Origin of the sequence: Amycolatopsis speibonae (assembly GCF_042647925.1) — a bacterium.
Classification (GTDB): Bacteria; Actinomycetota; Actinomycetes; order Mycobacteriales; family Pseudonocardiaceae; genus Amycolatopsis; species Amycolatopsis speibonae.
This window is the reverse complement of the sequence record NZ_JBHRWK010000014.1, coordinates 298,118-320,079: the sequence shown is the minus strand read 5'-3', so window position 1 is coordinate 320,079 and position 21,962 is coordinate 298,118. Positions and strand designations below refer to the sequence as shown.

Sequence of the window (21,962 nt, the reverse complement as noted above, 5' to 3'; positions counted from 1 at the left end):
ATGGTGCACTCGTGGCACTTAAACTCGACCTCAAACCCATCGGCATCTCCCAGGACACCGCCCGACGCTCGATCCAGCTCGTCGGCGGGCTCGCCCTCTACGGCGCCAGCATGGCCATGCTGACCAGGTCGGGACTCGGCCTCGACCCGTGGGACGTGCTGCACGAAGGCCTGATGAAGATCACCGGCCTCTCGTTCGGGACGGTCACCGCGATCGCTTCGGTCCTGGTGCTCCTGCTGTGGATCCCCCTGCGGCAGCGGCCCGGGATCGGCACGCTCGCCAACATCGTGGTCATCTCGCTCACCGTCGACCTGGTCCGGCTCTTCCTGCCCGACCAGCACGTCCTCGGCTGGCAGATCCTCAACCTGGTCGCCGGTGTCGTGCTCAACGGTCTCGCCGCCGCGATCTACGTCGGCGCGCGGCTCGGGCCTGGCCCTCGCGACGGGCTGATGACCGGTTTCGCGGCCCGGACGGGCAAGTCGATCCGCCTCGTCCGGACCCTCATCGAGATCACCGTCCTCGCCGCCGGCTGGCTGCTCGGCGGCACCGTCGGTGTCGGCACGGTCCTCTACGCGCTCGCCATCGGGCCGCTGACGCAGGCGTTCCTGCCCTACGTCGTGTGGCGGGAGCGCTAGGAGTCGCGTGGGTCGTGAGTGGCGATTCGGGTTCTAACCCGAATCGTCACTCACGACCACCTGGGCCCGAGTCGGTGCTTCGCGTGATTGGACGGGCGACACGCGTGATTGGACGGGCCACACCGCGCGGCCAGGGTCTCATCGCGAGTCGCCCACCCAGTCACGTGTGTTGCCCCTCCAATCACGCGAAACCGCCAGACTGCGGGTACCTAAGGCACGCTTGGCCCTGACCCGAATCGCCACTCACGACCACCTGGGCCGACGATCAACTGGCCGCACGTTGCTCCAGCAGGCGGCGGACGGCGAGGTAGTCGATGCCCCGCTGCGCGAGGACATCGGCCGCGACACCCGGGAGCGCCGTGAGCGCGAGCAGCAGGTGCTCGCCTTCGATACGCTTGCTGCCGACGTCGACGGCTTCGCGAAGGCACTGCTCCAGCACCTTCTTCGACTCCGGCGTGAAGGGCCGATGGCCGCGCTTGCCGCGCTGCCCCCCGATCAGCGCGCCAGGCCCGTGGGTCTCTTCGACCCGCTCGACGATGTGCTCGACGTCGATGCCGAACCCGCTCAGGGCTTCGACGTCGGCATCACTCATCCCGCCGCGGCGGCGGACGCGGCGGAGGTCGTCGGCCAGTTCGTCCGTCGGGCAGCCCAGCGCGGCGAGCACGCCGGTGCGCTGGGCGAGTGACGTCAGCAGGTGCAGCGGGTCGACGTTCGTGGCCGCCTCGTCCGACGCGACGCGCTGGGCGCCCATGACGACCTCGCGGAGTTCGGTGGTGAATCGCTCGAACATCAGTGCCTCCCGTACTTCTTGTGCACCGCTTGCCTGCTGACCCCCAGCTCGGCCGCGATCTCCTGCCAGGACCAGCCGTGCACCCGCGCGCTGCGGACCTGCACGGCTTCGAGTTGTTCCACCAACCGTCGCAAGGCGGCGACGGCGCGCAATCCCACCCGGGGATCGTGGTCACCGGCTCGTGCGGCCAGATCAGTCGCTTCGGTCATGATGTCAACCTACGTTGACAAGCCGCTCTCGTCAACCTCGGTTGACAGTTAGGGTCTGGCCATGGTCGAAATCGTAGTGGCGGAAAGGGACGGAGTAGGCGCGGACGGAGCATCGCGCCCGACCGAAGACCACGTCGCCGTGCTCGGCAACGCCGTGGTGGTACTCGACGGGGCGACCGCTCCGCGACCGGATCTGCCGTCCGGCGGCTGGTACGCGGGGCTGCTCGTGCGCAGCCTGTCGCGAGCGCTGACCGCGGAGCCCGAGGCGGATCTCGCGGTCCTGCTGGCCGAGGCGATCGCCGACGTCGCGCGCCGGGAAGGGCTCGAGCCGGGACGATCACCGTCGAGCACGGTCGCGATCGCGCGCTGGACGGACGAAACCGTCGACGCGCTGGTACTCGCCGACAGCCCGATCATCGCCTTCGGTCCCTCCGGCGCGGATGCGCTCACCGACGACAGGCTGGTCTCGCTGCGCGACAGCGGTCAGCTCCGCACCGGCGCCGACGTCCGCGCGAAACGCAACGCGCCGGACGGCTTCTGGGTCGCCGAGGCGGACCCGAAGGCGGCCGCCGAAGCCGTGCGCCGGAGCTGGCCGCGCCCGGAGGTCGAAGCCCTGCTCCTGGCGACGGACGGTGTCGCGATCGGGGTCGACGACTACGGCCTGTTCGGCTGGCCGGAAGTGCTCGCCCTCAGCCGGGAACGCGGTCCGGACGCGGTCCTCGACGCGGTGCGCACGGCGGAGAAACAGGACCCGGACGGCGACCGCTGGCCCCGCGCGAAAAGGCACGATGACCAGCTACTGGTAGTGGTCGAACTGGGGTTAGCCCCAGGGTAAAACCGGGGGCATCCCGGATCGGAAAACCGTGCCCGCGCGAGCACGCTGGACGCATGATGTTCCCTGGGGAGAAGTCACGCGTGAGACCTTGGCTGATCGCGTCGGGCGCGGCCATCGGGTGGGCGCTGTTCACCATGGTCGTGCTCCACCTGATCAGCTCACGCGATCCGGTGTTCGACACGCTGTCCAGCTACGCCTACGTCAACCGCGGCACGGGCATGCTCGGCGCCAGCGTGCTCTCCCTGTCCATCGGCTCGCTCACCGCGCTCGGCGCGCTGGCCGCGGCCGGGATCCCGCTCAGCCGCACCACGAAACTGCTGTTCGTGCTGTGGTCGCTCGGGCTGGCGGCGGCCGCGGTCTTCCCGGCGAGCTACCCCGAATTCCCGGACCCGGTCAGCGGCGAGATCCACCTGTACGCGTGCCTCATCGCGTTCCTCAGCCTGCCCGCCGCCGGCTTCACCCTGCGCGACAACCTGCGCGGCACCCCGGCGGCCAGGCAGGTCGGCCGCCTGGCCTGGGGCAGCGCGGCCGGTCTGGTCGTCTTCGGGCTCAGCTTCATCTTCGTGCGCCTGGCCGACATCCCGTTCTTCAAGACGCTGACCGACATCGTGCCGGTCGGGGTCACGCAGCGGCTTTCCCTGGTGGCACACGTGATCCTGATCGCCGGGATGCTGAAGGTCGCGTCAGCGGCTCACCGCGTCAGTGAATTCGGGGGCGTAGCCGTAGAGGCCGGGCAGCCCGCCCGTGTGCAGGAAGACCACGTGCTCGTCGGCCGCGAACCGGCCTTCGGCAGCCCACTCGACCAGCGCGGCGCCCACCTTGCCGGTGTACACGGGATCGAGCGCGATCCCTTCCGTGCGACCGAAAAGCCGCACCGCGTCCCACGTTTCGGCGGTCGGGATCCCGTAGCCGGGGCCGATCGTGCGGTCGTCGAGATGCAGACCGTCGAGTGACGGCGGCTCGCATCCCAGCAGCACGGAGGCCGCGATGGTGAGGTCGGCGAGGTTGTCCAAAGCCTCGTCGACCGGATGGCTGACGCAGGCGATGTCCAGCGTCAGCCAGTCGAGGTCCGCCGTGCCGACGACGAGCCCGGCGGACGTCCCGCCGCTGGCGTGCGGGGCGACCAGCCGCGCCTTGGTGACGCCCAGCCCGGTGAGCTGCGCGGCGAGCTCCCGCGCGGCAGCCACGTACCCGAGCGCTCCGACGCCGTCGGAGCCGCCGACCGGGAACGTGGCCACCTTGCGGCCCTCGGCCGCGGCCTCGGTGATCAGCCGGTCGTAGGTCTTGCCGGTCTCCTCGCCGTCGCGGCAGACGTGCACGTTCGCGCCGAAGAGGTGGTCGAGGGAGACGTTGCCGGACCGTTCGTACGCGTCGCCGTCGCGAGAGACCTTCGCCGTGAGCACGAGCTCGCACCGCAACCCGAGCTTCGCGCACGCCGCGGCGGTCTGGCGGCCGTGGTTGGTCTGCAGCGCGCCGAAGGTGATCACCGTGTCGGCGCCGGCCTCGATCGCCGCGCCGAGCAGGAACTCGAGTTTGCGCAGCTTGTTGCCGCCCACGCCGAGCGGATGCACGTCGTCCCGTTTGAGCAGCAGGTTCGGCAAGCCGAGAGCCTCGCCCAGCCGGGGTGCCGGATGCAGCGGGGTCGGGTAGCCGCCGAGGTCGACGCGGGGGAAGCGATCGAGGTCCATGCAGGTCACGTAACCACACCGAAGACGCACGATCGAGGTTACCCGGTGGTATCGTTCGTTTGAACGAACGAGAGCGGCAGGGGGAGCCATGACCATGTCGAAACCAGAGCTCGGATTCACGGGCCTGGCCGAACAGGCCTCGATGCTCGCGAGTGGAGCCACGACGTCGGTCGAGCTCACTCGCCTGGCGCTCGAAAAGGCCGAGGCCAGTCAGCCGACTCTCAACGCCTTCAAGAGCCTTCGCACCGAAGAAGCCCTTCGCGAAGCCGAGGAGGCCGACAGGCGCCTCGCCGCCGGAGAGACCGCTCCCCTGCTCGGCGTCCCCACCGCGATCAAGGACGACCTCGACGTCATCGGACTGCCGACAGCGTTCGGCTGCGAAGGCGACTTTTCCCTCGCCACAACGGATTCCCCGCCCGTCGCCGCGCTGCGCGGGGCGGGCGCGGTCCTCATCGGCAAGACCAACACCCCGGAACTCGGCCAGTGGCCCTTCACCGAGGGCCCCGCGTTCGGCGCGACCCGCAATCCGTGGGACACCGAACGCACTCCCGGCGGTTCCTCGGGCGGCGCGGCGGCGGCCATCGCGTCGGGGGTGATCGCCGCCGCGCTGGGGTCCGACGGGGCGGGGTCGATCCGGATCCCGGCCGCGTGGACCGATCTGGTCGGAATCAAACCGCAGCGCGGCCGCGTCCCGACCGACCGGGAGCTCTTCCACGGCCTGACCGTGGTCGGCCCGCTCGCGCGCACCGTCGCCGACGCGGCCCTGCTGCTCGACGTCGCCGCCGGCACCGGCACGGCGTTCCAGTCCGCCGCCCGCCGCGAACCGGGCCGGATGCGGATCGGACTGTCCACCCGGATCCCTTTCACGGCCACGAAAACCCGGCTCGACCCGCAGGCGCACGCGGCCGTCGTCCGGCTCGCGGAGCGGTTCGCCGAACTCGGCCACGAGATCGTCGAGATCGAACCCGACTATCGGCTGATCGGCCTGACCTTCCTGCCGCGTTCGCTCGTCGGCGTGCGTGACTGGTCCCGTCGCGTCCCGGACCAGGCACGGCTCGACCCGCGCACGCGGGCCAACGCGCGGCAGGGCTCGGCGCTGGCCGGACCGGCGCTGCGGCTCGCCAGGGCCACGGAACCGTTGCTGCAGCGCCAGATCGGCTCGGTGTTCGGCCGGGTGGACGTGGTGCTCACGCCGACCACCGCGACCCCGCCGCCGCGGATCGGCACCTTCGACAAGCTCACCGGCTGGCAGACCGACCAGGCCATGATCGCCGCGTGCCCCTACGCTTGGCCGTGGAACGTGCTGGGCTGGCCGGGGGTCAACGTCCCCGCCGGGCTGAGCCCCGAGGGCCTGCCGCTCGGTGGGCAGCTGCTCGGCCCCTCGCACGCGGAGGAACGGCTGATCTCGCTGGCCGCGCAACTGGAAGAGGTCGAACGGTGGCAGGACCGCAAGCCCGAGACCGCTTGGTGAACACCCGCGAGACGATCCTCCACGCCGCGCTCAAGGTGGTCGGGGAACAGGGAGTCGGCGGGCTGACCAACCGCCGGATCGCGCGGCAGGCCGAGGTCTCGCTCGGCACGCTGACGTATCACTTCCCCAGCCAGACGGCGTTGCTGCGCGAGGCGATGCTGCTGTTCGTCGAGGAAGAGACCACGAAGCTGACCGGGTTCGTGGACGCCTACCGCGAGCAGGGGTTGAGTGTCGAGCAGGCCGCGTCGGTGGTCGAGCAGGTCATCTCGCAGCTTCCGTTCGGCACCGACGAACTCGGCGCGCACGAGCTGTACCTGCAGGCCGCGCGCGACCCCGGGCTCCAGGACGCGGCCGCGCGGTGTTTCGCCGCCTACGACGAACTGGCGCTGGTGATCTTGAAGACGCTCGGCGTGCCTTCGCCGGAACGGCTGACCGGCCCGGTCGTCGCGCTGATCGCCGGACTGCAGTTGCGCAGGCTCGCCACCGGCGATGACGGCGTCGGCGTGGCCCAGTCGTTGATGATGCTCGTCCGCGGCGCGTCGTGAGCGGTCCGCCGATCGTCAAGGGGACGGCGGCGTGGCGGTACTTCGGCGACTTCCGGGCCGGGCTGCTGGCGGGTCAGGTGCTGGTGCTGCAGGTCGCGCATCCGGTCGTCGCGGCCGGGGTGCGGGATCATTCGGACTACGTCGAGGATCCGTGGACGCGGCTGATGCGCACGGCCGCGTCGCTGTCGATCTACGTCTACGGCGGTCCGGAAGGCGCGCGGTACGAAGCGGACCGGTTGCGCGCGCTGCATCGCGAGTTCACCGGGGTCTACGCCGACGGGCGCCGCTACAGCGCGCTGAACCCGCACGCGTACGCCTGGGTGCACGCCACGCTCGTCATGGCTCCCGTTGACACGCAACGGTTCTACGGCGAACCGATGACCGCGTCCGAACTGGACGAGTACTACGCGCAGATGTGCGACGTCGGACGGCTGCTCGGCCTGCGCGAACAAGATCTGCCTTCGACCTGGCCGGAATTCGAGCGGTACTACGCGGAAACGCTCGACGGCTTCGGCCCCAACGAGACGATCTCGACGCTGTTCGAGACGCTCCGGACGGTGAAGAAACCGTGGCGATGGCTGCCCGGCGAAAGCTGGGCGAAGCTGCGGCAGGGGCAGCTGTTCGTCATCCGCGGCACCCTTCCGCCCGCGCTGCGCGAGCGACTCGGTCTACAGTGGACAGAGCAGGACCAGCGCCGGTTCGATCGGTTCCGGACCGTGGTGAGGGTGGCTGTCGGGCTCGTGCCGACGACGTTGCGGTCCTCGCTCATGCGCCGGATCGGGCGACTGAACGTCTGGTTCCGGGCGCATCCACGCGCGTACCGCTTCCTCGGCGGTTGAGGTGTGCGCCGAAGGTGGCATTGGGGACACTCTGGGGTTCGGTGACTCGATGTCGTGTCCTGAAGGGCCCTTTCAGGACGTTGAACGTCGCGAAGGGGGCCTTCAGGACATTCCGCGGCGCGGCTCAGGGCGCCGGAACCTTCCCCGCATGCGATGCGACGAAAGACCCCTTCACCCCGACCGACAAGACACCTTTGCCTTACCTGTCAATAAGTCCTCTGGATGCTTTCCCCTACTGGAGTAAGGGCCTACATCCCCTTCACGGGGGACCCAGGTTCACCCCGCGCCGTGACGCTTTCCCTGACCGTCGTCGTTAACTTCAGGCGGGATGGGGAATTCACCGAGGGGGCGGCGCACGGCGCCGTTGGTCATCGTCCGCGTACTCGTGCTCTGTGCGCTGGCGTCTTCGCTGTTGGGCGGCACAGCCCAGGCTGACGGCGTGTCGAGCGGAGCGGACGTCCAGGTCGCGCAGACGCTCGGCACCCGCGATCTGACGATCGTGCTGCGGCGGATGGACATCGCGCCCGGACCGCTGCACGTCGACGTCGTCACGCATGCCGGAAGCGCGCCGGGAACGCTGAAACTGCGCGCGTCGACAGCCGGGACGACGTTTTCCGAAACCACGGTGCGGCTGGACGGGAAACCCGGCGCCCATCCGGCGCTGCTGCGGGTCGACCAGCCGGGGCCGTGGGAGCTCGGCCTCGACGACGGGACGGACACCGCGTCGATCCCGTTCCTCGTGCCGGCCAGGGTCATTCCCCCTTGGGAGAAGGCCACTTTCGGCGGGTTCGTCGGCGCGGGCGTGTTCCTGGTGATCGGTCTCGTCGTCGCGATGCGCGTCCGGCGGCCGCAGCTCGCGCTGATCCCCGCCGGCGGGATGGTCGCCGCGCTCGCGGTCGCGGTCACCGGCGCGATGCTTTCGGCGTCGACACCGGCGCCGCCCGCCCCCGGCGCGGCGCTGGACCCGACGATCGACAACATCCAAGACCCGTACGCGAACGCGCAGATGTCCACTGTGGACTTCTCGCGGCCGCCGGTGAACCTGGCCGTACACTCCCCGAACGCGCGATCGGGCGGCCTCGCCGAGGTCCGGCTCGCCTTCGCGGACGGCTCGACCGGCCGCCCGGTCGACGACCTTTTGGTGCACGACAACGCCTTGGTGCATCTCGTCGTCATCTCGCCGACGGGCAGGCTCTGGCATCTGCATCCGGTGCGCGTCGGCCCCGGCGACTACCGGGTGAAGTTCACGCCGCCCGAGGCCGGGACCTACGCCGTCGCCGCCGAAGTCGCCCGGCGAGGCGGCGGCGTGCAACTGGTGCGCACCACGCTGCCGGTCGCGGCGGGCACCGACTCCCCCGCCGAACCCGTGCCCGCGGGGGCGGGCGCGCGGGTCGTCGACGGGAACCCGGTCGACGTCGAGGTCAAACCGGGCAAGCCGACCACGATCACCGCGCGGTTCGGCAAAGCGGATCTCCAACCCTGGCTGGGCATGCTCGGCCACCTGATCGTCGTCGGCCCGATAACCGGCGACACCCGGGTCGGCGCGGATGCCGCTGCCGCGCCGACCTGGGCACATGTCCACTCGATGATCCCGCAATCGCCCGGTATGCCGGGAAAGCCCGATGAGACCGTCGCCGCGTACGGCCCCGACATCCCGTTCACCTACACCTTCGCCGCACCGGGCAAGTACCGGATCTGGCTGCAGGCCGAACGCGACTACACCGTGCTGACCGTGCCCATGCAGCTCGAAGTCCCGCCGGAAGGGGCGCCGCAATGACCACCGAGACGTCCACAGTGGACACTCAGAGACGTAAACCAGCCCTGCTCATCTCCGTGGTCGCCGTGCTCGTGGCGGCGATCGTGGCCTGGCTGGTGTGGCCGAGCGGCGGCGGGGAACAGGTACAGCGCTCGACCCAGGGCCCGTACACGGTTCAGCTGTCGGTCGCGGATCCGCACCAGGGCGGCAATGTCTTCGCCCTGACCGTCACCGGCGCCACGCCGGACGTCGTCACCGTCGAACCGGTGATGCCGCAGATGGGGCACGCGCTCGCCCCGTCGCCCGCGATCGCGGAGGCACCGGGCCGGTTCCGCACCGGCGACGTCCTGCTGCCGATGTCGGGCCAATGGGAGATCACCGTTTCACTGCGCGGGCCGTCCGGCGCCACGCAGCACGTTTTTCCTTTGCTGGTCAAGTAAGAGAGGGAGGTCGAGGGGGTATGGATCTCACCGCGGGAGGGGCGAGGGTCGCCTCGGTGGCACGAAGTGAACGCACCGGTCTCGTACCGGCGGGCACGGTGCTGGCCGGATCGGTGATCTCACTGGTCGGGCTGACCTGGGACATCCAGTGGCACGGCGACGTCGGCCCGGACACGTTCTTCACACTGCCGCATCTGTTCCTGTATTCGGGCAGCGCGATCTCCGGGCTCGCGAGCCTCGTGATCGTGCTGATGACCACGGCCGCGCGCCGGGCGGGCCGCGAAGTCGACGCCCGGGTCGGCGGCCGGGCGATCAACGTCTTCGGCAAGGTCTTCGCCGCACCGGCCGGCTACCTGGTGACCGGGACCGGCGCGGCGATGTTCCTGCTGTACGGCCTGTGGGACCAGTGGTGGCACGGCCTGTACGGCTTCGACGCGGTGATCGACTCGCCGCCGCACATCGGGCTGCTGCTGTCGATCACGCTGAGCATCATCGGCACGGTCATGGTGTTCGCGGCCGCGCGAGAGCACCGCTGGGGCACCCTCGGCGTGGTCGGCAGCCTCGGCGTGCTGATCGCGTTCAGCACGGTCACCGTGCTGGGGCTGCAGCAGATCGACGTCGACCTGGTCGACGTCATCTCCGTGGGCATCGCGCTGCTTTCGGTGCTGCTGGTCTCGGCGGGCGCCGGATTCTGGCGGCGGCCGGGCGGCGCGGTCCGGGTCGCCGCGGCGCTGGCGGTCATCCAGGCGATCACCTGGTGGTTCTCGCCATGGGCGGCGGAGGCCTACGCGAGCGCCGTCGGCCTGCCGATGCGGGACTACATCGACGGCGTGCCCGCGATGCCCGCGATGATGCCGATGGCGTTGCTGCCGATCGCGGCCGTGCTCGAAGCGGTCTACCTGCTTTCGCGGCGCGGCTGGTCCACCGGCCGGGTTTCGGTGCTGGCGGGCGGGATCGGCGGATTCCTGATCGGGGCGAGCATGCCGATCCAGAACGTGTTCGTCTACGGGATGGCCAGGGTCGATTGGCCGCTCGTCATCGTGACGGCCGCCGTCGGCGGGGTGTTCGGGCTGCTCGGCGGGTTCGCCGGGTGGCGGTTCGGCGGGATGCTGAGGCTGCTGGCCCCGGCGAAGGGGGACGACGCGCATGCGTAAGACACTGCTGGCCCTGGCAGCGGCGATCGGGTTGCTGTCCGCGACCACGCCCGCGGCGAACGCCTACGAACCGGTGAACATCGTCCATACCGAACGGGTGCAGGTCGGCCCGTACGGGATGACGGTCGGCTTCAGCACGTGGCCGTTGCGCGCCATGCAATCGCTGGACTTCACGTTCATCCCCGACGACGGGATCGCCGGGAAGTCGGGCACGCTCGCGTTCCTCAACCCGGAGACCGGGCGGCTGGGCCGTGGCCAGCCGCTGGCGAAGCATCCGCGGAAACTGGAGGTGTGGGGACTGGACATCCGGGCGCTGCAGACGCAGGGCTCGTGGACGTTCCGGTTCGAGATCGACGGACCCGCCGGCAAGGGCGCGGGCGAACTCCGCGATCTGGCGGTGCTCGAACAGCCGGGACCGCCGATGGCGGTCAGCTGGTCGATCAGCCTGATCCCGCTGATCGTCCTCGCCGTCCTGATCACCATCGCCTGGAGGCGCACGAAGTCCAGGCTGCGCGGGAACGTGCTCCCGGCGACGGTATGACTCGGAGTGGCCGAAGATCGGATGGCTCGCGTGTCCTGACGGGGCACGCGAGCCGTTCGTCATGGGCTCAAATCGAACTGTCCGGCCTTGACCGCCTTGAGGAAGGCGTTCCACTCACCGGAATCGAAGACGAAGACGGGACTCTCGGCCAGTTTGGTGTCACGCACCCCGACCAGGCCTTCGTGGGCGAGGTTGACCTCGACACAGTTCCCGCCGTTGGGTTCGCTCGCGAAGGACTTCTCCCAAGCGGAGTCGTCGAACAGCGACACGGCCGTGGTCGGATCGTAATCCGCCGCCGACGGATAATCGGCCATTGGTCGTACCTCCGAACGTCGGTCGGGGATGCGGGTCGCGACCTGCGCGAACCGTCACGGCCCCGGCTTCTCCCTGCCTCAACGGGACTATCCCGCACGGCCAAGTGGGTGATCAACTCTGCCCACCCTCGACATGAAGATTATTCCAGGAGTAGGATTAATCGCAGCGGCCGGGGCTCGGTTGTTGGTGAATCGCTCGCAGTATGCAAAGAACTCGGCGACAGTTGTCACCGGGGGCGTTCACCAGGGAGTTTCACCGTTCCAGCAGGCCACCGACGGCAGGTGACCGGCCGGGACACGACCCCGCGGCGCATGACCACCCACCGCCGACCTCGTGGGGGAGGATCAGCGTGATCATTCAGGACACGATGCCTGCGACGGTACTCGCCGTCGGCAGGCTCATGGCCGGGACAGCGGGCGAAAGCCGCCGCTCGGCACACCTTTTCGACCTGCACTCCGGGGGTTCGCACCCCGAATTCCTGCACGCCCGTTGTGGCGCGGCGATGCCTTACGACCACCTGGAATGGATCCCCGTCGGTTCGGGGATGCCGTGTGAGCGTTGTCTCGGCCTGGCCGGTTCGGCCGACCAGACGCGGTTGCCGCGGCCGAGCCGGGGGGTGTGACCGCCATGGCCGTCCGCCTCACCACGCTGCTGTTCCGCCGTGAGGACGAACGCCAGACCTCGGCGAAGCACCGCAACATCGGGCTCGAACTGCGTCAGCGGTTCGGGTTCAGCCTCATCCAGGCCCCGCTGCGCAAGCAGCCGCTGTGGAACTCCGAAGTCGATTTCCCCGTCCGGCGCGGCGCGCACCGGGACCTGATCAGAACCGGCCGGCCGCTCGAAGGTCACTTCGAGCTGACACCCCTGATCGGGCATCTGACCGGCCGGGCCTGAGGGATCAGGGCTTGCGGCCCAGGCCGCCGAGCCCGCCGGTGAAGGTCGGGTCGTCCGCGAACCGGTTGCTCGCCCGGGAAGCCGCCTCGTCCAGATGCCAGGTGGCCATCCAGTCGATACCCGGCTCCACCAGTTCCAGGCCGTCGAAGAACGCGGTGAACTCCGCGCGGGACCGCAGGTGGAACGGCGCGCTGGTCTTCTTGTAGAGCTCCTGGACGTTCTCCCGGTTGTCGCCTTCCTTGCGGGTGACGCCGTCTTCGGTCAGATGCGAGGACAGGAAGTACGAACCGGACGGCAGCAGGTCGACGTAGCGCTGGACCATCTCGTGGACGGGTTCGTCCGGGCCGAGGAAGTACAGCAGGCCGACCAGGACCAGCCCGATCGGCTGCCGGGGGTCGAGCACGCCGGTTTCGAGGGCGCGCTTCCAGATGTCGGCGGGATCGCGCACATCGCCCTGCAGGACCGCGTGCCGCCCTAGCAGGCCTTCCCGTTCCAGCAGCAGCTGGGAATGCGCGACGGCGACCGGCTCGATGTCGACGTAGACGACGCGGCTGTCCGGGTTGACGGCGCTCGCGATCTGGTGGACGTTGCCGACGGTGGGCACGCCGGAGCCGATGTCGAGGAACTGGGTGACCCCTTGGCGCGCCAGGTATCCCACGCCGCGGCCGAGGAAATCGCGGCCGACCCTGGCGAAGGTCTTGACCTCCGGGAACTGCTTCAGCACCTGCGAGCCGAACTCGCGGTCGATGGCCCAGTTGGCGGAGCCCCCGAGGAACCAGTCGTACACCCTGGCCACGTTGGGTCGTTCGAGATCGACACCTTCGGGGGCTTCAGGGTCTCTGGGGTCCTGCTGCGTCGTCATACCGTCACACCTCGTCAGAAACCGGGTTTGCGGGCGACCCCGCCGATGGCGCAGTTAAGCGTAGGCGAGCGGGAGTCGTCCAGCCGCCATGCACCGACCGGGACCAGCCCCGGCGCCACGAGGTCGAAATCCCCGAAGAAACCGAGGAGCTCTTCCTTGCCGCGGAAGGCCGCGGGTGTGCTCGACTGCTCGTACTGCTCCACGACGCGCTGGATCTGCTCCAGCTCGTCACCTTCCACTCCGGACATCGTGACGTGGGAAAGCACGTAGAACGAACCGGCAGGCAGCAGTTTCCGGTACCGCGCGATGACGGCGGCGAGTTCGGGACCCGGTACGAAATGCAGGACGGCGACGGTGAGCAGGGCCACCGGCCGGGCCGGGTCGAGCACGCCGGTGTCGAAGGCGCGCTCCCAGATGTCGTCCGCGTCGCGCAGGTCGCCGCCGATGACCGCGTGCCTGCCGGGGTCGCCGCCTCTCTCCAGCAGGATCCTGGCGTGCGCCACGGCGACCGGTTCGTTGTCGACGTACACGCACCGGCTGTCGTCGTCGACCTCACCGGCGATCTCGTGGACGTTGCCGACTGTCGGCACACCGGAACCGAGGTCGAGGAACTGGTTCACGCCGTGCTCGGCGCAGTGCCGCACCGCGCGGCCGAGGAAGGCCCGGTTGGCCCTGGCGACGGAACGGATGAGCGGGAAGGCCTTGACCAGCTGCTCGCCGAATTCCCGGTCCACCGCCCAGTTCGCGGTCCCCCCGAGTGCCCAGTCGTAGATCCGGGCGGCGTTGGGACGCTCGAGATCCACGCCTTCGGGAAGGAACTGCGGGTCCACGTCCAGCCCCTGTCCACTCGACCGCGCCGATACCGGTAACCCTACCGAAGGGAGGCGGCGAGCTCTCAGGATTGCATCTGATTGCGGTACAGCTCGGCGAGTTCCTTGAGGAACTGCCGGGTCTCCTGGCGTTCCAGCGCGGCGCCGCGCAACCTGTCCCAGGAGTCGACGAAAATGTTGAAGTCCTTGACGTCGTCGAGGTACAACCCGCCCGCGGAATGCTCGATGTAGACGAAATCCCTGGTGCGATCGGGAAAACGCATGATGGTGAAGTCGTTGGGCACCGCGGCGAGCCGCGCGCCGAACGGCAACACGTGCACATACACGCGCGGATGCTTGTCCAGGGCCAGCAGATGTTCGACCTGGTCGAGCATCACCGCCGGGGCGGAGCCGCCGGGAGCGCGGCGCAGGGCGCCTTCGCTGATGATGAACCGGTAGTAGGGCGGCTGCTGTTGTTCGAAGACGGCCTTGCGGTCCAGCCGGTTGCGTACCAACGAGGTGACGTCCGTGGCGCCGGCTTCGGTGAACTGCTTGAGCATGTAGTGCTCGGACTGCAGCGGGCCGGGGATGCGCTCACCGTGCCAGGTGAGGATCTCCGCGGCCGCGGGTTCGAGGTCGGTGAAGGTGCGGAACCAGTGCGGCACCACGGATCGATAACCGGACCAGTGGCCGCGCTGCCCGGCCGCGGCGCGGGCCAGGTTCATCAGCGTGTCGGCCTCGTCGCCGTTGATCCCGAACGCGTTCAGCATCGATCGCACATCCCCGAGCTTGACCCCGACGGCACCGGACTCGATCTTGTTGACCTTGCCCTGGGTGCAGCCGAGAACTTCGGCGACCTGCTGCTGTGTCATCCGCGCGGCGTTGCGGGCATGCCGGAGCTCGTTCCCGAGCTGCTTCCGGCGCGAGGTGACGGTGCTGGCCATCAGCCTTGCTCTCCCGGACCACATAGCCAGGACCGCGGCTTCCCGCCGTCCTGCGCGCGAATACTCGAACCCACCCAGGGTACTTCACCTTGCGGGGTTCGATGATGACATTGCGCAGCGTTCCAGGAAACGGCCGAAAACACCAGTCACCTGGTACGTCACCCTGGTGGCGGAACGATCTCGTCACATTTCGGGCACGTTCGCCGGGCATAGTGACCGAGTGGACCAATCCCCCTTCGCCCGGCGAGTCTCCGACGACGTCTTCGGCTACGTGCAACCCGACGGCTCCTGGTGGATCAACAACTGCGGATTCGTCGCCGCGGGCGATCACACCGTCGTCATCGACACCTGCTCCACCGAACGGCGCACGCGTGCCCTGCTGGCGACGGCAGCCTCGACCGGCGGCGCGCCGGTGACCACCGTGGTCAACACGCATCACCACGGCGATCACACGAACGGCAACTACCTGGCGGCGGGCGCGACGATCGTCGGGCACCGGAAGACGCGTGAAGTGATGGTCGCGACCGGGATCAACACCTACGAGAACGCGTTCACCGGGAACGACTGGGGTCATCTGGAGCTGAGGCCGCCCGAAGTGGTGTTCGACGACCGGCTGACCGTGCACGCCGGCGACGTCCGGCTGGAGCTGATCCATCCGGGGCACGCCGCGCACACCACCAACGACGTGCTGGTCTGGCTGCCGGAGCGGCGGGTGCTGTTCGTCGGCGACCTGATCTTCAACGGTGGCAGCCCGTTCGCGCTGATGGGCTCGCCCGCCGGCTGGCGGCGGGCGCTGGACCTGGTCCGCGCGCTGGAGCCGGAGACGATCGTGCCGGGACACGGCCCGGTGTGCGGGCCCGAGGCGATCGACGTCGTCGACGGCTACCTGGGCTTCCTGCAGAAGCTCGCCGAGCGGGGGAAGGCCGCGGGGCTGACGCCTCTCCAGGCCGCCCGGGAAGCGGATCTCGGGCCTTACGAGGCACTGTCCGAACAGGAACGGCTGCCCGCGAACCTGCACCGGGCCTATGCCGAGCTGGACGGCCTGGAGTGGGGCGCGCCGATCGATCTGGGGGCCGCCATCGCGGACATGGTCGCCTTCAACGGCGCTCCGATCCGCTGCTTCTCCTGACGCTCGCGAGTGGCGGGTTCGCTCGCTGGCCCCGGCCCGGCTTCGGGTGCCTGCCTGCTCGAAGTGGTCGTGAGTGGCAAGTCGTGCTCGCTTGAGCGATAAGCCCAGGTGCCGCGTCGACGAGAGCGCGAGGTATCACTCAGGGTGATTGCTGTGTGGAAACAGGGACGTTCAACGTCCCTGTTTCCACACACCCCCTCGTCTCCCCGCCGGTCCGGTGTCGAGCCGAGTTGTCCACAGGCCGTCCCGGTTGTGGACAGCTCCCGGTTGATCCCTTCTCGCCCCGGCGCCGTATCCCTCAACGGGGATAGGCTCGGCACGGGAATCGAAGCGGAAGGGTGCGGATGAGCAAGAAGGCGAGCATCGGGGTCACGGGCCTGGCGGTCATGGGCCGCAACCTGGCCAGGAACCTGGCGAGGCACGGGCACACGGTGGCCCTGCACAACCGCTCCGAGCAGCGGACGAAGGAACTGGTCGAGCAGTTCGGCGACGAAGGCGACTTCATCCCGGCGTATTCGGCGCAGGCGTTCGTCGACGCGCTGGAGCGGCCGCGTCAGGTCGTGATCATGGTCAAGGCCGGTGCGCCGACGGATGCTGTGATCGACGAGTTCGTCCCGCTCCTCGAGAAGGGTGACGTGATCGTCGACGCGGGCAACGCGCACTTCGCGGACACCCGGCGGCGCGAGGCGGCGCTGCGCGAGAAGGGCATCCACTTCGTCGGCACCGGTGTGTCCGGCGGCGAGGAGGGCGCGCTGCACGGGCCGAGCATCATGCCGGGCGGGTCCAAGGAGTCGTACCAGTCGCTCGGGCCGCTGTTCGAGGACATCTCGGCGAAGGTCGACGGCGAACCGTGCTGCACGCACGTGGGCGCGGACGGCGCCGGGCATTTCGTGAAGATGGTGCACAACGGCATCGAGTACGCCGACATGCAGTTGATCGCCGAATCGTTCGACCTGTTGCGCGGCGCGGGCGGCTACTCCCCCGCCGAGATCGCGCAGGTCTTCCAGACCTGGAACTCCGGACGGCTGGACTCGTACCTGATCGAGATCACCCAGCAGGTGCTGGCCCACACCGACGCCGCTTCCGGCAAGCCGTTCGTCGACATCGTGGCGGACCAGGCGGAGCAGAAGGGCACCGGCCGCTGGACCGTCCAAATCGGACTGGATCTGGGCGTGCCGATCAGCGGGATCGCCGAAGCCGTCTTCGCGCGCTCGCTGTCCGGTTCGTCGAACCTGCGTGAGGCCTCGCGCGGTCTCGGCGGTCCTTCGCGCGCTCCGCTGACAGGGTCCGCTTTGGACACCTTCGCGGACGACGTGGAGCAAGCGCTGTACGCGTCGAAGGTGGTGGCGTACGCCCAGGGCTTCAACCAGATCCAGGCGGGCGGCGCCGAATACGGCTGGGACATCGACCTCGGCAAGGTCGCGTCCATCTGGCGCGGCGGCTGCATCATCCGCGCGAAGTTCCTGAACGACATCACCGCGGCGTACGCCGAAGAGCCCGGCTTGCCGACGCTCCTGACCTCCGGCGGCTTCCGCAAGGCCGTCGAGGACGCCCAGGACTCCTGGCGTTCGGTGATCTCCACGGCCGTGCGGCTCGGGATACCGACCCCGGGCTTCTCGACCGCGCTGGCCTACTACGACGGTCTGCGCGCGGAGCGGCTCCCCGCCGCACTGGTGCAGGGGCAGCGGGACTACTTCGGTGCCCACACGTATCGCCGGGTCGACCGGGAAGGTTCGTTCCACACCGCTTGGGCCGCCGACGGCCGTCCCGAGTCCTCCGCCTGACAGCTGTCTGCCGTGATGGCCCCCGACCATGAGGAAAGGGGCCATCACGCACAGGCGGCCAACAGGACGAGGGCGACGAACACCAGGACAGTGAGCGCGATCCGCGTCATTCCCCGCGTGCCGCGACGATTTCCGCCAGGGACCGCAGGATCGTCGCCTCGGTCTTCTCTTTCGTGAGCCCGAGTCCGGTCAGCAAAGCGCTTTCGAGCTCGAACAGGGCCAGCAGGATGTGCTCGGTGCCGATGTAGTTGTGCCCGAGCCGCAGCGACTCCCGCATCGTCAGCTCCAGCGTCTTCTTGGCCTGCGCCCCGAAAGCCATCTTCGCCGCCTCCGCCGGTTCTTCGGCGGGTTCCGGCAACGCGGCCATCGCGGCCTCACGGACTGCTTCCAAGGTCACCTTCTGCGCCACGATCGCCCCGGCGGCGAGCGCGGCGGGTTCGGCGAGCAGGCCGAGGATCAGGTGCGCGGGCTCGATCTGCGGGCTCTTCGCCTCGACAGCCGCGTCCCGCGAAACAACGACGACGTGCCGCGCGCGGTCGGTGTAGCGGCTGAACACCTTCACCAGGTCTTCGAGCGAAGAGCCGCTGGAGTCGACAAAGCGTTTCTGGGCGGCCTGCTTGGACACCCCCATGTTCTTGCCGATCTCGGTCCAGGACGCGCCGGAACGCCGCGCCTGGTCGACGAAGTGGCCGATCAGGTGGTCGGCCACTTCGCCGAGGTGCTCGCCGAGGAAGACCGCGTCGGACAGCTGGCCGAGCACGTCGCCGTCGGGATGCTGCTGCTTGATGTGGGAGATGAGGTCGTCGAGCCGGACTGGATTCGTCATGCCGTCAACTTTAGGTTGACGCGGTTCAATCGTCAACCGCGGGTTGACGCAAAGGTCGCCTTCAGATCGAAGCCGTTGGCCTCCAGCGTCTCGAACCGCGGCGCCGGATCCGCGGCGAAAAGCCGTCGCGCCGCGATGTGGTCCGGCGGCCGGTTCACCGACTCGACCCCGACGAGCACGCCGTCCCGGAACGACAGCACCGAGAACTTCCCGCTCTCCCGATCCCCGGTCACCACGGTCTTTTCCGCCCCGGTCAGGATCCCGGCGATCTGCAGTTTCGCGCCGAGCTGATCGGTCCAGAACCAGGGCAGGCTGTCGTAGGGCGCGGGTTCGCCGGTGATGACGGCGGCCGCCGCCCGTGCCTGGTCGACGGCGTTCTGCACCGACTCCAGGCGCGTCGCCGTCCCCGCCTGGACACACGGGAAGTTCGCGCAGTCCCCGACCGCCGAGATCTTCGGGTCGCTCGTGCGCAGGTGTTCGTCGACGACGACACCGTTCGCCACGGCGAGCCCGGCCTCCTCCGCGAGCCGTGTCCGCGGCTCCACGCCGACCCCGACCAGCACCAGATCGGCGGGCAGCAGGCTGCCGTCGCCCAGTTCCACCTCGGTCACCCGACCCTCGCCGCGCAGCGCGGCGACACCTTCGCCGAGCAGGATCGTGTGCCCCGCCCCCTCGTGCAAAGCAGCGAAGAACGCCGAAACCTCCGGAGTCGCGACGCGCGCCATGAGCCTGTCCTGCGCCTCCACGATCGTCACGGGCCGCCCGGCGTGCGCGGCGAACTCCAGCCCGATGAACCCGCCCCCGACCACGACCACGTTCTCCGCGCTTTCCAGGGCGGCACGCAGGACGTCGGCGTCGTCCTTGGTGCGCAAGGTGAACACACCGTCCAAAGTGGACCCCGGCACCGGCAGCACCCGGTTGACCGCTCCCGTCGCCAGCACGAGATGGTCGTACTCGTGGGCGCTCCCGTCGTCGAGCACCACCTTCGCGCCGTCCCGATCCACCGACGCGACCCGGCCCGGGATCAGTTCGATGCCCTTCTCCGCGAAGAAGTCCTCGGGCCGCAAGCGCAACTGGGCGTCGCCCGCCGTCCCGGCGAGATAGCCCTTCGACAACGGAGGCCGTTGATACGGCAGTCCGGGCTCGTCGCCGATGAGCACCACCCGCCCGTCGAACCCCTTGTCCCGCAGCGAGGTCGCGACTCCGAACCCGCTCTGCCCGGCCCCTACGACGAGGACGGTCTCCATCGGCGCTCCTTCCGTTGTGCCCGCTCCCCATTCAACACAGCTCCGGCCCTTTCGACACGTGATCCTCACGCGGAAGACGCGTTACCGTCATGCTCGACGAGTCCACTGGTGTTCCCGCACGTCAGGAGGGGGTCGCATGACCCGGCCCGAGATCCATCCGGTCGACGCCCGCCCGCCGCTGCCGAAGCTGACCTTGCTCGGCCTGCAGCACATGACGATCATGTACGCGGGCTCGGTGGCCGTCCCGCTCGTCGTGGGCAGCGCGCTGAAGCTGGACGCGGCGACGATCGCGTTGCTGGTCAACGCGGATCTGCTGGTCGCGGGGATCGCGACGCTGATTCAGGCGATCGGGATCGGACGCATCTTCGGCATCCGCCTGCCGGTGGTGGCCGGCGCGACGTTCACCGTGGTCAACCCGATGATCATGATCGCGTGCCAGTACGGCATGCAGGCCGTCTACGGCGCGATGATCGCGTCGGGGGTGTTCGGCCTGCTCATCGCGAAACCTTTCGCGAAGATGATCCGCTTCTTCCCGCCACTGGTCTCGGGCACGCTGCTCGTCGTCATCGGCATCTCGCTCATCGGCCCCGGCGTCGGCCTGATCGCCGGCCACGACACCACGTCGCCGGACTACGCGAAGCCCGCCAACATCGCGCTCGCGTTCGGCGTGATCGCGGTGATCGCGGTGATCACCCGCGTCCTGCGCGGATTCGCGAACCAGATCGGCCCGCTATTGGCCCTGCTGCTCGGCCTGGCCGCGGCCGTCCCGATGGGGCTGGTGAGCTTCAAGACCATCGCCGCCGCCGACTGGTTCGGTCTCGCGTCACCGTTCCACTTCGGCCCGCCGACCTTCCCGATCGCGGCCGTGCTGTCGATGTGCGTCGTGATGCTGGTGACCTACACCGAATCCACCGCGGACCTGGTCGCGGTCGGCGAGATCACCGGACGGCCGACGACTGATTCGGACCTCGCGCGCGGTCTCGCCACCGACGGTCTGTCGGCCATCCTCGGCGGCGCGATGAACTCTTTCCCGGACACGGCTTTCGCGCAGAACGTCGGGCTCGTGCAGATGACCGGGGTGCGCAGCCGCTGGGTGGTCGCGATGGCGGGCGGCCTGCTCGTGCTGATGGGCCTGGTGCCGAAGGTCGGCGCCTTCGTCGCGGCCGTGCCGGAGCCGGTGATCGGCGCCGTAGCGGTGGTCATGTTCGCGATGGTCGCCGCGGTCGGCGTGCAGAACCTGAAGAAGGTGGAGTTCTCCGGCAACCACAACACGTTCATCGTCGCGGTGTCGTTCGGCGTCGGCCTGCTGCCGGCGTTCTCCACGAACCAGTTCGGGAACTCGATCTTCTTCCAGCACTTCCCGGCGTGGCTGCAGACCATCTGCGGCAGCCCGATCACGGTCGCCGCGATCGTCGCCTTCACTCTCAACCTGCTGTTCAACCACCTCGGCAAGCGCCGGGAGCCGGACTTATTGCAGGCGCCTTAACACCACAGCCACTTCGGCCACAGGTTGCACTCTTCGGTGGGTGTCGTGGAGGGCGGCGGCGGGGTCTGGTTGGGCGGCTGAGGAGGGACCGTCGATCCCGTCGGCTTCGGCGGGTCGGCGGGCGCGTGCGACGAGGTCGGAGTCGTCGGAGTGTCCGGGGAGTCGGACGACGAGGCGGCCGAACTCGACGTGCGACGGCTCGACGTCGTCTTGCTGGGCTTCGACGAAGTCTCACCATCGCCGGTCTCGACCGTCTCGGTGGACGGGACCGCCGACGTCGCGTCGGCTCCCCTGTTCTCCGAAGGCCGCTTCGGCATCTCGATGACGCTGATGTTGTTCGGCTGCGCATTCTGCTCGGGATCCGAATCGAACCCGACGAGAACACCGGCCGCGCCACAGGCGACGACCACGGCTATCACCACCGCGATCACTCTCCAGCGTGACTTTGCCCGTGACTCCTCGTGGTCATCCCAGCCCTCGCGAATGAGCAGGTCGGCGACCGAAACGTCGTCGTCATCCACTAGTTGAGACCTTCCGCACCGGGATCGAGCGAACAGTAGTTTTACCGCAACTCACCGCTGAATGGGTGAAGTTAACCAAAAATTATTCACCCGATGGAACACGTTAGCGTATGCCAGTCACACAGCGTGTATTCATATGCTTTCGCGCATATCTGCGGTGGCCGACCTTCGGTTCGCGTATACAGCGCCCTCCGCGGGTGGTGTAATCGACGGTGCCAGCACCGGAAAAGGGGGTTCGGACG

24 protein-coding genes and 1 pseudogene are annotated in these 21,962 nt (G+C 69.0%); 15 read left to right on the top strand and 10 right to left on the bottom strand.

The window, feature by feature from the left end:
- Nucleotides 1-11 precede the first annotated feature (11 nt).
- Complete coding sequence (gene yczE, locus ACFOSH_RS09530) at nucleotides 12-635, top strand: membrane protein YczE (RefSeq protein ID WP_378238366.1); 624 nt, start codon at nucleotides 12-14, stop codon at nucleotides 633-635.
- Nucleotides 636-900: 265 nt separating this feature from the next.
- Here yczE and ACFOSH_RS09525 read toward each other — a convergent pair whose 3' ends face one another.
- Nucleotides 901-1,425 carry a Clp protease N-terminal domain-containing protein gene (locus ACFOSH_RS09525; RefSeq protein ID WP_378238365.1) on the bottom strand — a complete coding sequence of 175 codons (525 nt, stop codon included), beginning with the start codon at nucleotides 1,423-1,425 and terminating at the stop codon, nucleotides 901-903.
- On the bottom strand, nucleotides 1,425-1,634 hold the full coding sequence (locus ACFOSH_RS09520) for a sigma factor-like helix-turn-helix DNA-binding protein (protein ID WP_378238363.1): 210 nt from the start codon (nucleotides 1,632-1,634) through the stop codon (nucleotides 1,425-1,427). Before ACFOSH_RS09520 ends, ACFOSH_RS09525 begins: the two co-directional genes overlap by 1 nt.
- A gap of 61 nt (nucleotides 1,635-1,695) precedes the next feature.
- Between ACFOSH_RS09520 and ACFOSH_RS09515 the strand changes: the two genes are divergently transcribed.
- Entirely contained in the window at nucleotides 1,696-2,469 is a 774-nt protein-coding gene (locus tag ACFOSH_RS09515; protein ID WP_378238362.1) for a protein phosphatase 2C domain-containing protein, read from the top strand.
- Nucleotides 2,470-2,522: 53 nt separating this feature from the next.
- A pseudogene (locus ACFOSH_RS09510) lies at nucleotides 2,523-3,074 on the top strand (DUF998 domain-containing protein); the annotation flags it as partial.
- Between the two features lie 78 nt (nucleotides 3,075-3,152).
- On the opposite strand, the gene ACFOSH_RS09505 reads toward ACFOSH_RS09510, so the two are convergent.
- A complete protein-coding gene (locus tag ACFOSH_RS09505) occupies nucleotides 3,153-4,157 on the bottom strand; it encodes a D-cysteine desulfhydrase family protein (RefSeq protein ID WP_378238361.1) in 1,005 nt (334 codons plus the stop codon).
- An 88-nt stretch (nucleotides 4,158-4,245) separates the two neighbouring features.
- Between ACFOSH_RS09505 and ACFOSH_RS09500 the strand changes: the two genes are divergently transcribed.
- The 7 genes from ACFOSH_RS09500 (at nucleotide 4,246) to ACFOSH_RS09470 (ending at nucleotide 10,903) form a co-directional block, all read left to right on the top strand.
- Nucleotides 4,246-5,628, top strand: a complete 1,383-nt coding sequence (locus tag ACFOSH_RS09500) for an amidase (protein ID WP_378238360.1) — start codon at nucleotides 4,246-4,248, stop codon at nucleotides 5,626-5,628.
- Nucleotides 5,625-6,173 carry a TetR/AcrR family transcriptional regulator gene (locus tag ACFOSH_RS09495; protein ID WP_378238815.1) on the top strand — a complete coding sequence of 183 codons (549 nt, stop codon included), beginning with the start codon at nucleotides 5,625-5,627 and terminating at the stop codon, nucleotides 6,171-6,173. Before ACFOSH_RS09500 ends, ACFOSH_RS09495 begins: the two co-directional genes overlap by 4 nt.
- Nucleotides 6,170-7,012 carry an oxygenase MpaB family protein gene (locus ACFOSH_RS09490; protein ID WP_378238359.1) on the top strand — a complete coding sequence of 281 codons (843 nt, stop codon included), beginning with the start codon at nucleotides 6,170-6,172 and terminating at the stop codon, nucleotides 7,010-7,012. The genes ACFOSH_RS09495 and ACFOSH_RS09490 overlap by 4 nt, the downstream gene beginning before the upstream one ends.
- Before the next feature lie 328 nt (nucleotides 7,013-7,340).
- Nucleotides 7,341-8,789 (top strand): hypothetical protein, encoded by a 1,449-nt coding sequence (locus ACFOSH_RS09485; protein WP_378238358.1) that lies wholly within the window; start codon nucleotides 7,341-7,343, stop codon nucleotides 8,787-8,789.
- Complete coding sequence (locus tag ACFOSH_RS09480) at nucleotides 8,786-9,208, top strand: FixH family protein (RefSeq protein WP_378238357.1); 423 nt, start codon at nucleotides 8,786-8,788, stop codon at nucleotides 9,206-9,208. Before ACFOSH_RS09485 ends, ACFOSH_RS09480 begins: the two co-directional genes overlap by 4 nt.
- A 20-nt stretch (nucleotides 9,209-9,228) precedes the next feature.
- Entirely contained in the window at nucleotides 9,229-10,362 is a 1,134-nt protein-coding gene (locus ACFOSH_RS09475) for a hypothetical protein (protein ID WP_378238356.1), read from the top strand.
- Nucleotides 10,355-10,903: a hypothetical protein gene (locus ACFOSH_RS09470; RefSeq protein ID WP_378238355.1), complete on the top strand. Its 549-nt coding sequence runs from the start codon at nucleotides 10,355-10,357 to the stop codon at nucleotides 10,901-10,903. The genes ACFOSH_RS09475 and ACFOSH_RS09470 overlap by 8 nt, the downstream gene beginning before the upstream one ends.
- 59 nt (nucleotides 10,904-10,962) lie before the next feature.
- On the opposite strand, the gene ACFOSH_RS09465 is transcribed toward ACFOSH_RS09470, so the two are convergent.
- Nucleotides 10,963-11,217: a DUF397 domain-containing protein gene (locus ACFOSH_RS09465; protein WP_378238354.1), complete on the bottom strand. Its 255-nt coding sequence runs from the start codon at nucleotides 11,215-11,217 to the stop codon at nucleotides 10,963-10,965.
- Between the two features lie 350 nt (nucleotides 11,218-11,567).
- Between ACFOSH_RS09465 and ACFOSH_RS09460 the strand changes: the two genes are divergently transcribed.
- Together ACFOSH_RS09460 and ACFOSH_RS09455 are read left to right on the top strand one after the other, a co-directional pair.
- Complete coding sequence (locus tag ACFOSH_RS09460; RefSeq protein ID WP_101611959.1) at nucleotides 11,568-11,840, top strand: hypothetical protein; 273 nt, start codon at nucleotides 11,568-11,570, stop codon at nucleotides 11,838-11,840.
- A 5-nt stretch (nucleotides 11,841-11,845) separates the two neighbouring features.
- Nucleotides 11,846-12,112, top strand: a complete 267-nt coding sequence (locus ACFOSH_RS09455; RefSeq protein ID WP_378238353.1) for a hypothetical protein — start codon at nucleotides 11,846-11,848, stop codon at nucleotides 12,110-12,112.
- A gap of 4 nt (nucleotides 12,113-12,116) precedes the next feature.
- Here the strand turns inward: ACFOSH_RS09455 and ACFOSH_RS09450 are convergent, their stop codons facing one another.
- From ACFOSH_RS09450 to ACFOSH_RS09440, 3 genes are all read right to left on the bottom strand, one after another.
- Nucleotides 12,117-12,974 carry an SAM-dependent methyltransferase gene (locus ACFOSH_RS09450; protein ID WP_378238352.1) on the bottom strand — a complete coding sequence of 286 codons (858 nt, stop codon included), beginning with the start codon at nucleotides 12,972-12,974 and terminating at the stop codon, nucleotides 12,117-12,119.
- 14 nt (nucleotides 12,975-12,988) lie between these two features.
- Nucleotides 12,989-13,804: an SAM-dependent methyltransferase gene (locus tag ACFOSH_RS09445; protein WP_378238351.1), complete on the bottom strand. Its 816-nt coding sequence runs from the start codon at nucleotides 13,802-13,804 to the stop codon at nucleotides 12,989-12,991.
- A 65-nt stretch (nucleotides 13,805-13,869) separates the two neighbouring features.
- Nucleotides 13,870-14,727 (bottom strand): helix-turn-helix domain-containing protein, encoded by an 858-nt coding sequence (locus tag ACFOSH_RS09440; protein WP_005163455.1) that lies wholly within the window; start codon nucleotides 14,725-14,727, stop codon nucleotides 13,870-13,872.
- A gap of 220 nt (nucleotides 14,728-14,947) precedes the next feature.
- Here ACFOSH_RS09440 and ACFOSH_RS09435 point away from each other — a divergent pair, with 220 nt between their 5' ends.
- Together ACFOSH_RS09435 and gndA are read left to right on the top strand one after the other, a co-directional pair.
- Nucleotides 14,948-15,856, top strand: a complete 909-nt coding sequence (locus tag ACFOSH_RS09435) for an MBL fold metallo-hydrolase (RefSeq protein ID WP_378238350.1) — start codon at nucleotides 14,948-14,950, stop codon at nucleotides 15,854-15,856.
- A gap of 344 nt (nucleotides 15,857-16,200) precedes the next feature.
- Nucleotides 16,201-17,640 carry an NADP-dependent phosphogluconate dehydrogenase gene (gndA, locus tag ACFOSH_RS09430; RefSeq protein WP_378238349.1) on the top strand — a complete coding sequence of 480 codons (1,440 nt, stop codon included), beginning with the start codon at nucleotides 16,201-16,203 and terminating at the stop codon, nucleotides 17,638-17,640.
- Between the two features lie 106 nt (nucleotides 17,641-17,746).
- On the opposite strand, the gene ACFOSH_RS09425 is transcribed toward gndA, so the two are convergent.
- Both ACFOSH_RS09425 and ACFOSH_RS09420 read right to left on the bottom strand, forming a co-directional pair.
- Nucleotides 17,747-18,466 (bottom strand): Clp protease N-terminal domain-containing protein, encoded by a 720-nt coding sequence (locus ACFOSH_RS09425; RefSeq protein ID WP_378238348.1) that lies wholly within the window; start codon nucleotides 18,464-18,466, stop codon nucleotides 17,747-17,749.
- Nucleotides 18,467-18,498: 32 nt separating this feature from the next.
- The gene (locus ACFOSH_RS09420; RefSeq protein WP_378238347.1) at nucleotides 18,499-19,713 is read right to left on the bottom strand and encodes an NAD(P)/FAD-dependent oxidoreductase; all 1,215 of its coding nucleotides are present in this window, start codon (nucleotides 19,711-19,713) and stop codon (nucleotides 18,499-18,501) included.
- A 136-nt stretch (nucleotides 19,714-19,849) separates the two neighbouring features.
- On the opposite strand from ACFOSH_RS09420, the gene ACFOSH_RS09415 reads away from it, so the two are divergent.
- Entirely contained in the window at nucleotides 19,850-21,199 is a 1,350-nt protein-coding gene (locus tag ACFOSH_RS09415) for a nucleobase:cation symporter-2 family protein (RefSeq protein WP_378238346.1), read from the top strand.
- Here the strand turns inward: ACFOSH_RS09415 and ACFOSH_RS09410 are convergent.
- Nucleotides 21,196-21,720, bottom strand: a complete 525-nt coding sequence (locus tag ACFOSH_RS09410) for a serine/threonine protein kinase (RefSeq protein ID WP_378238345.1) — start codon at nucleotides 21,718-21,720, stop codon at nucleotides 21,196-21,198. The two genes, ACFOSH_RS09415 and ACFOSH_RS09410, sit on opposite strands and share 4 nt — an antisense overlap.
- Nucleotides 21,721-21,962: the final 242 nt, after the last annotated feature.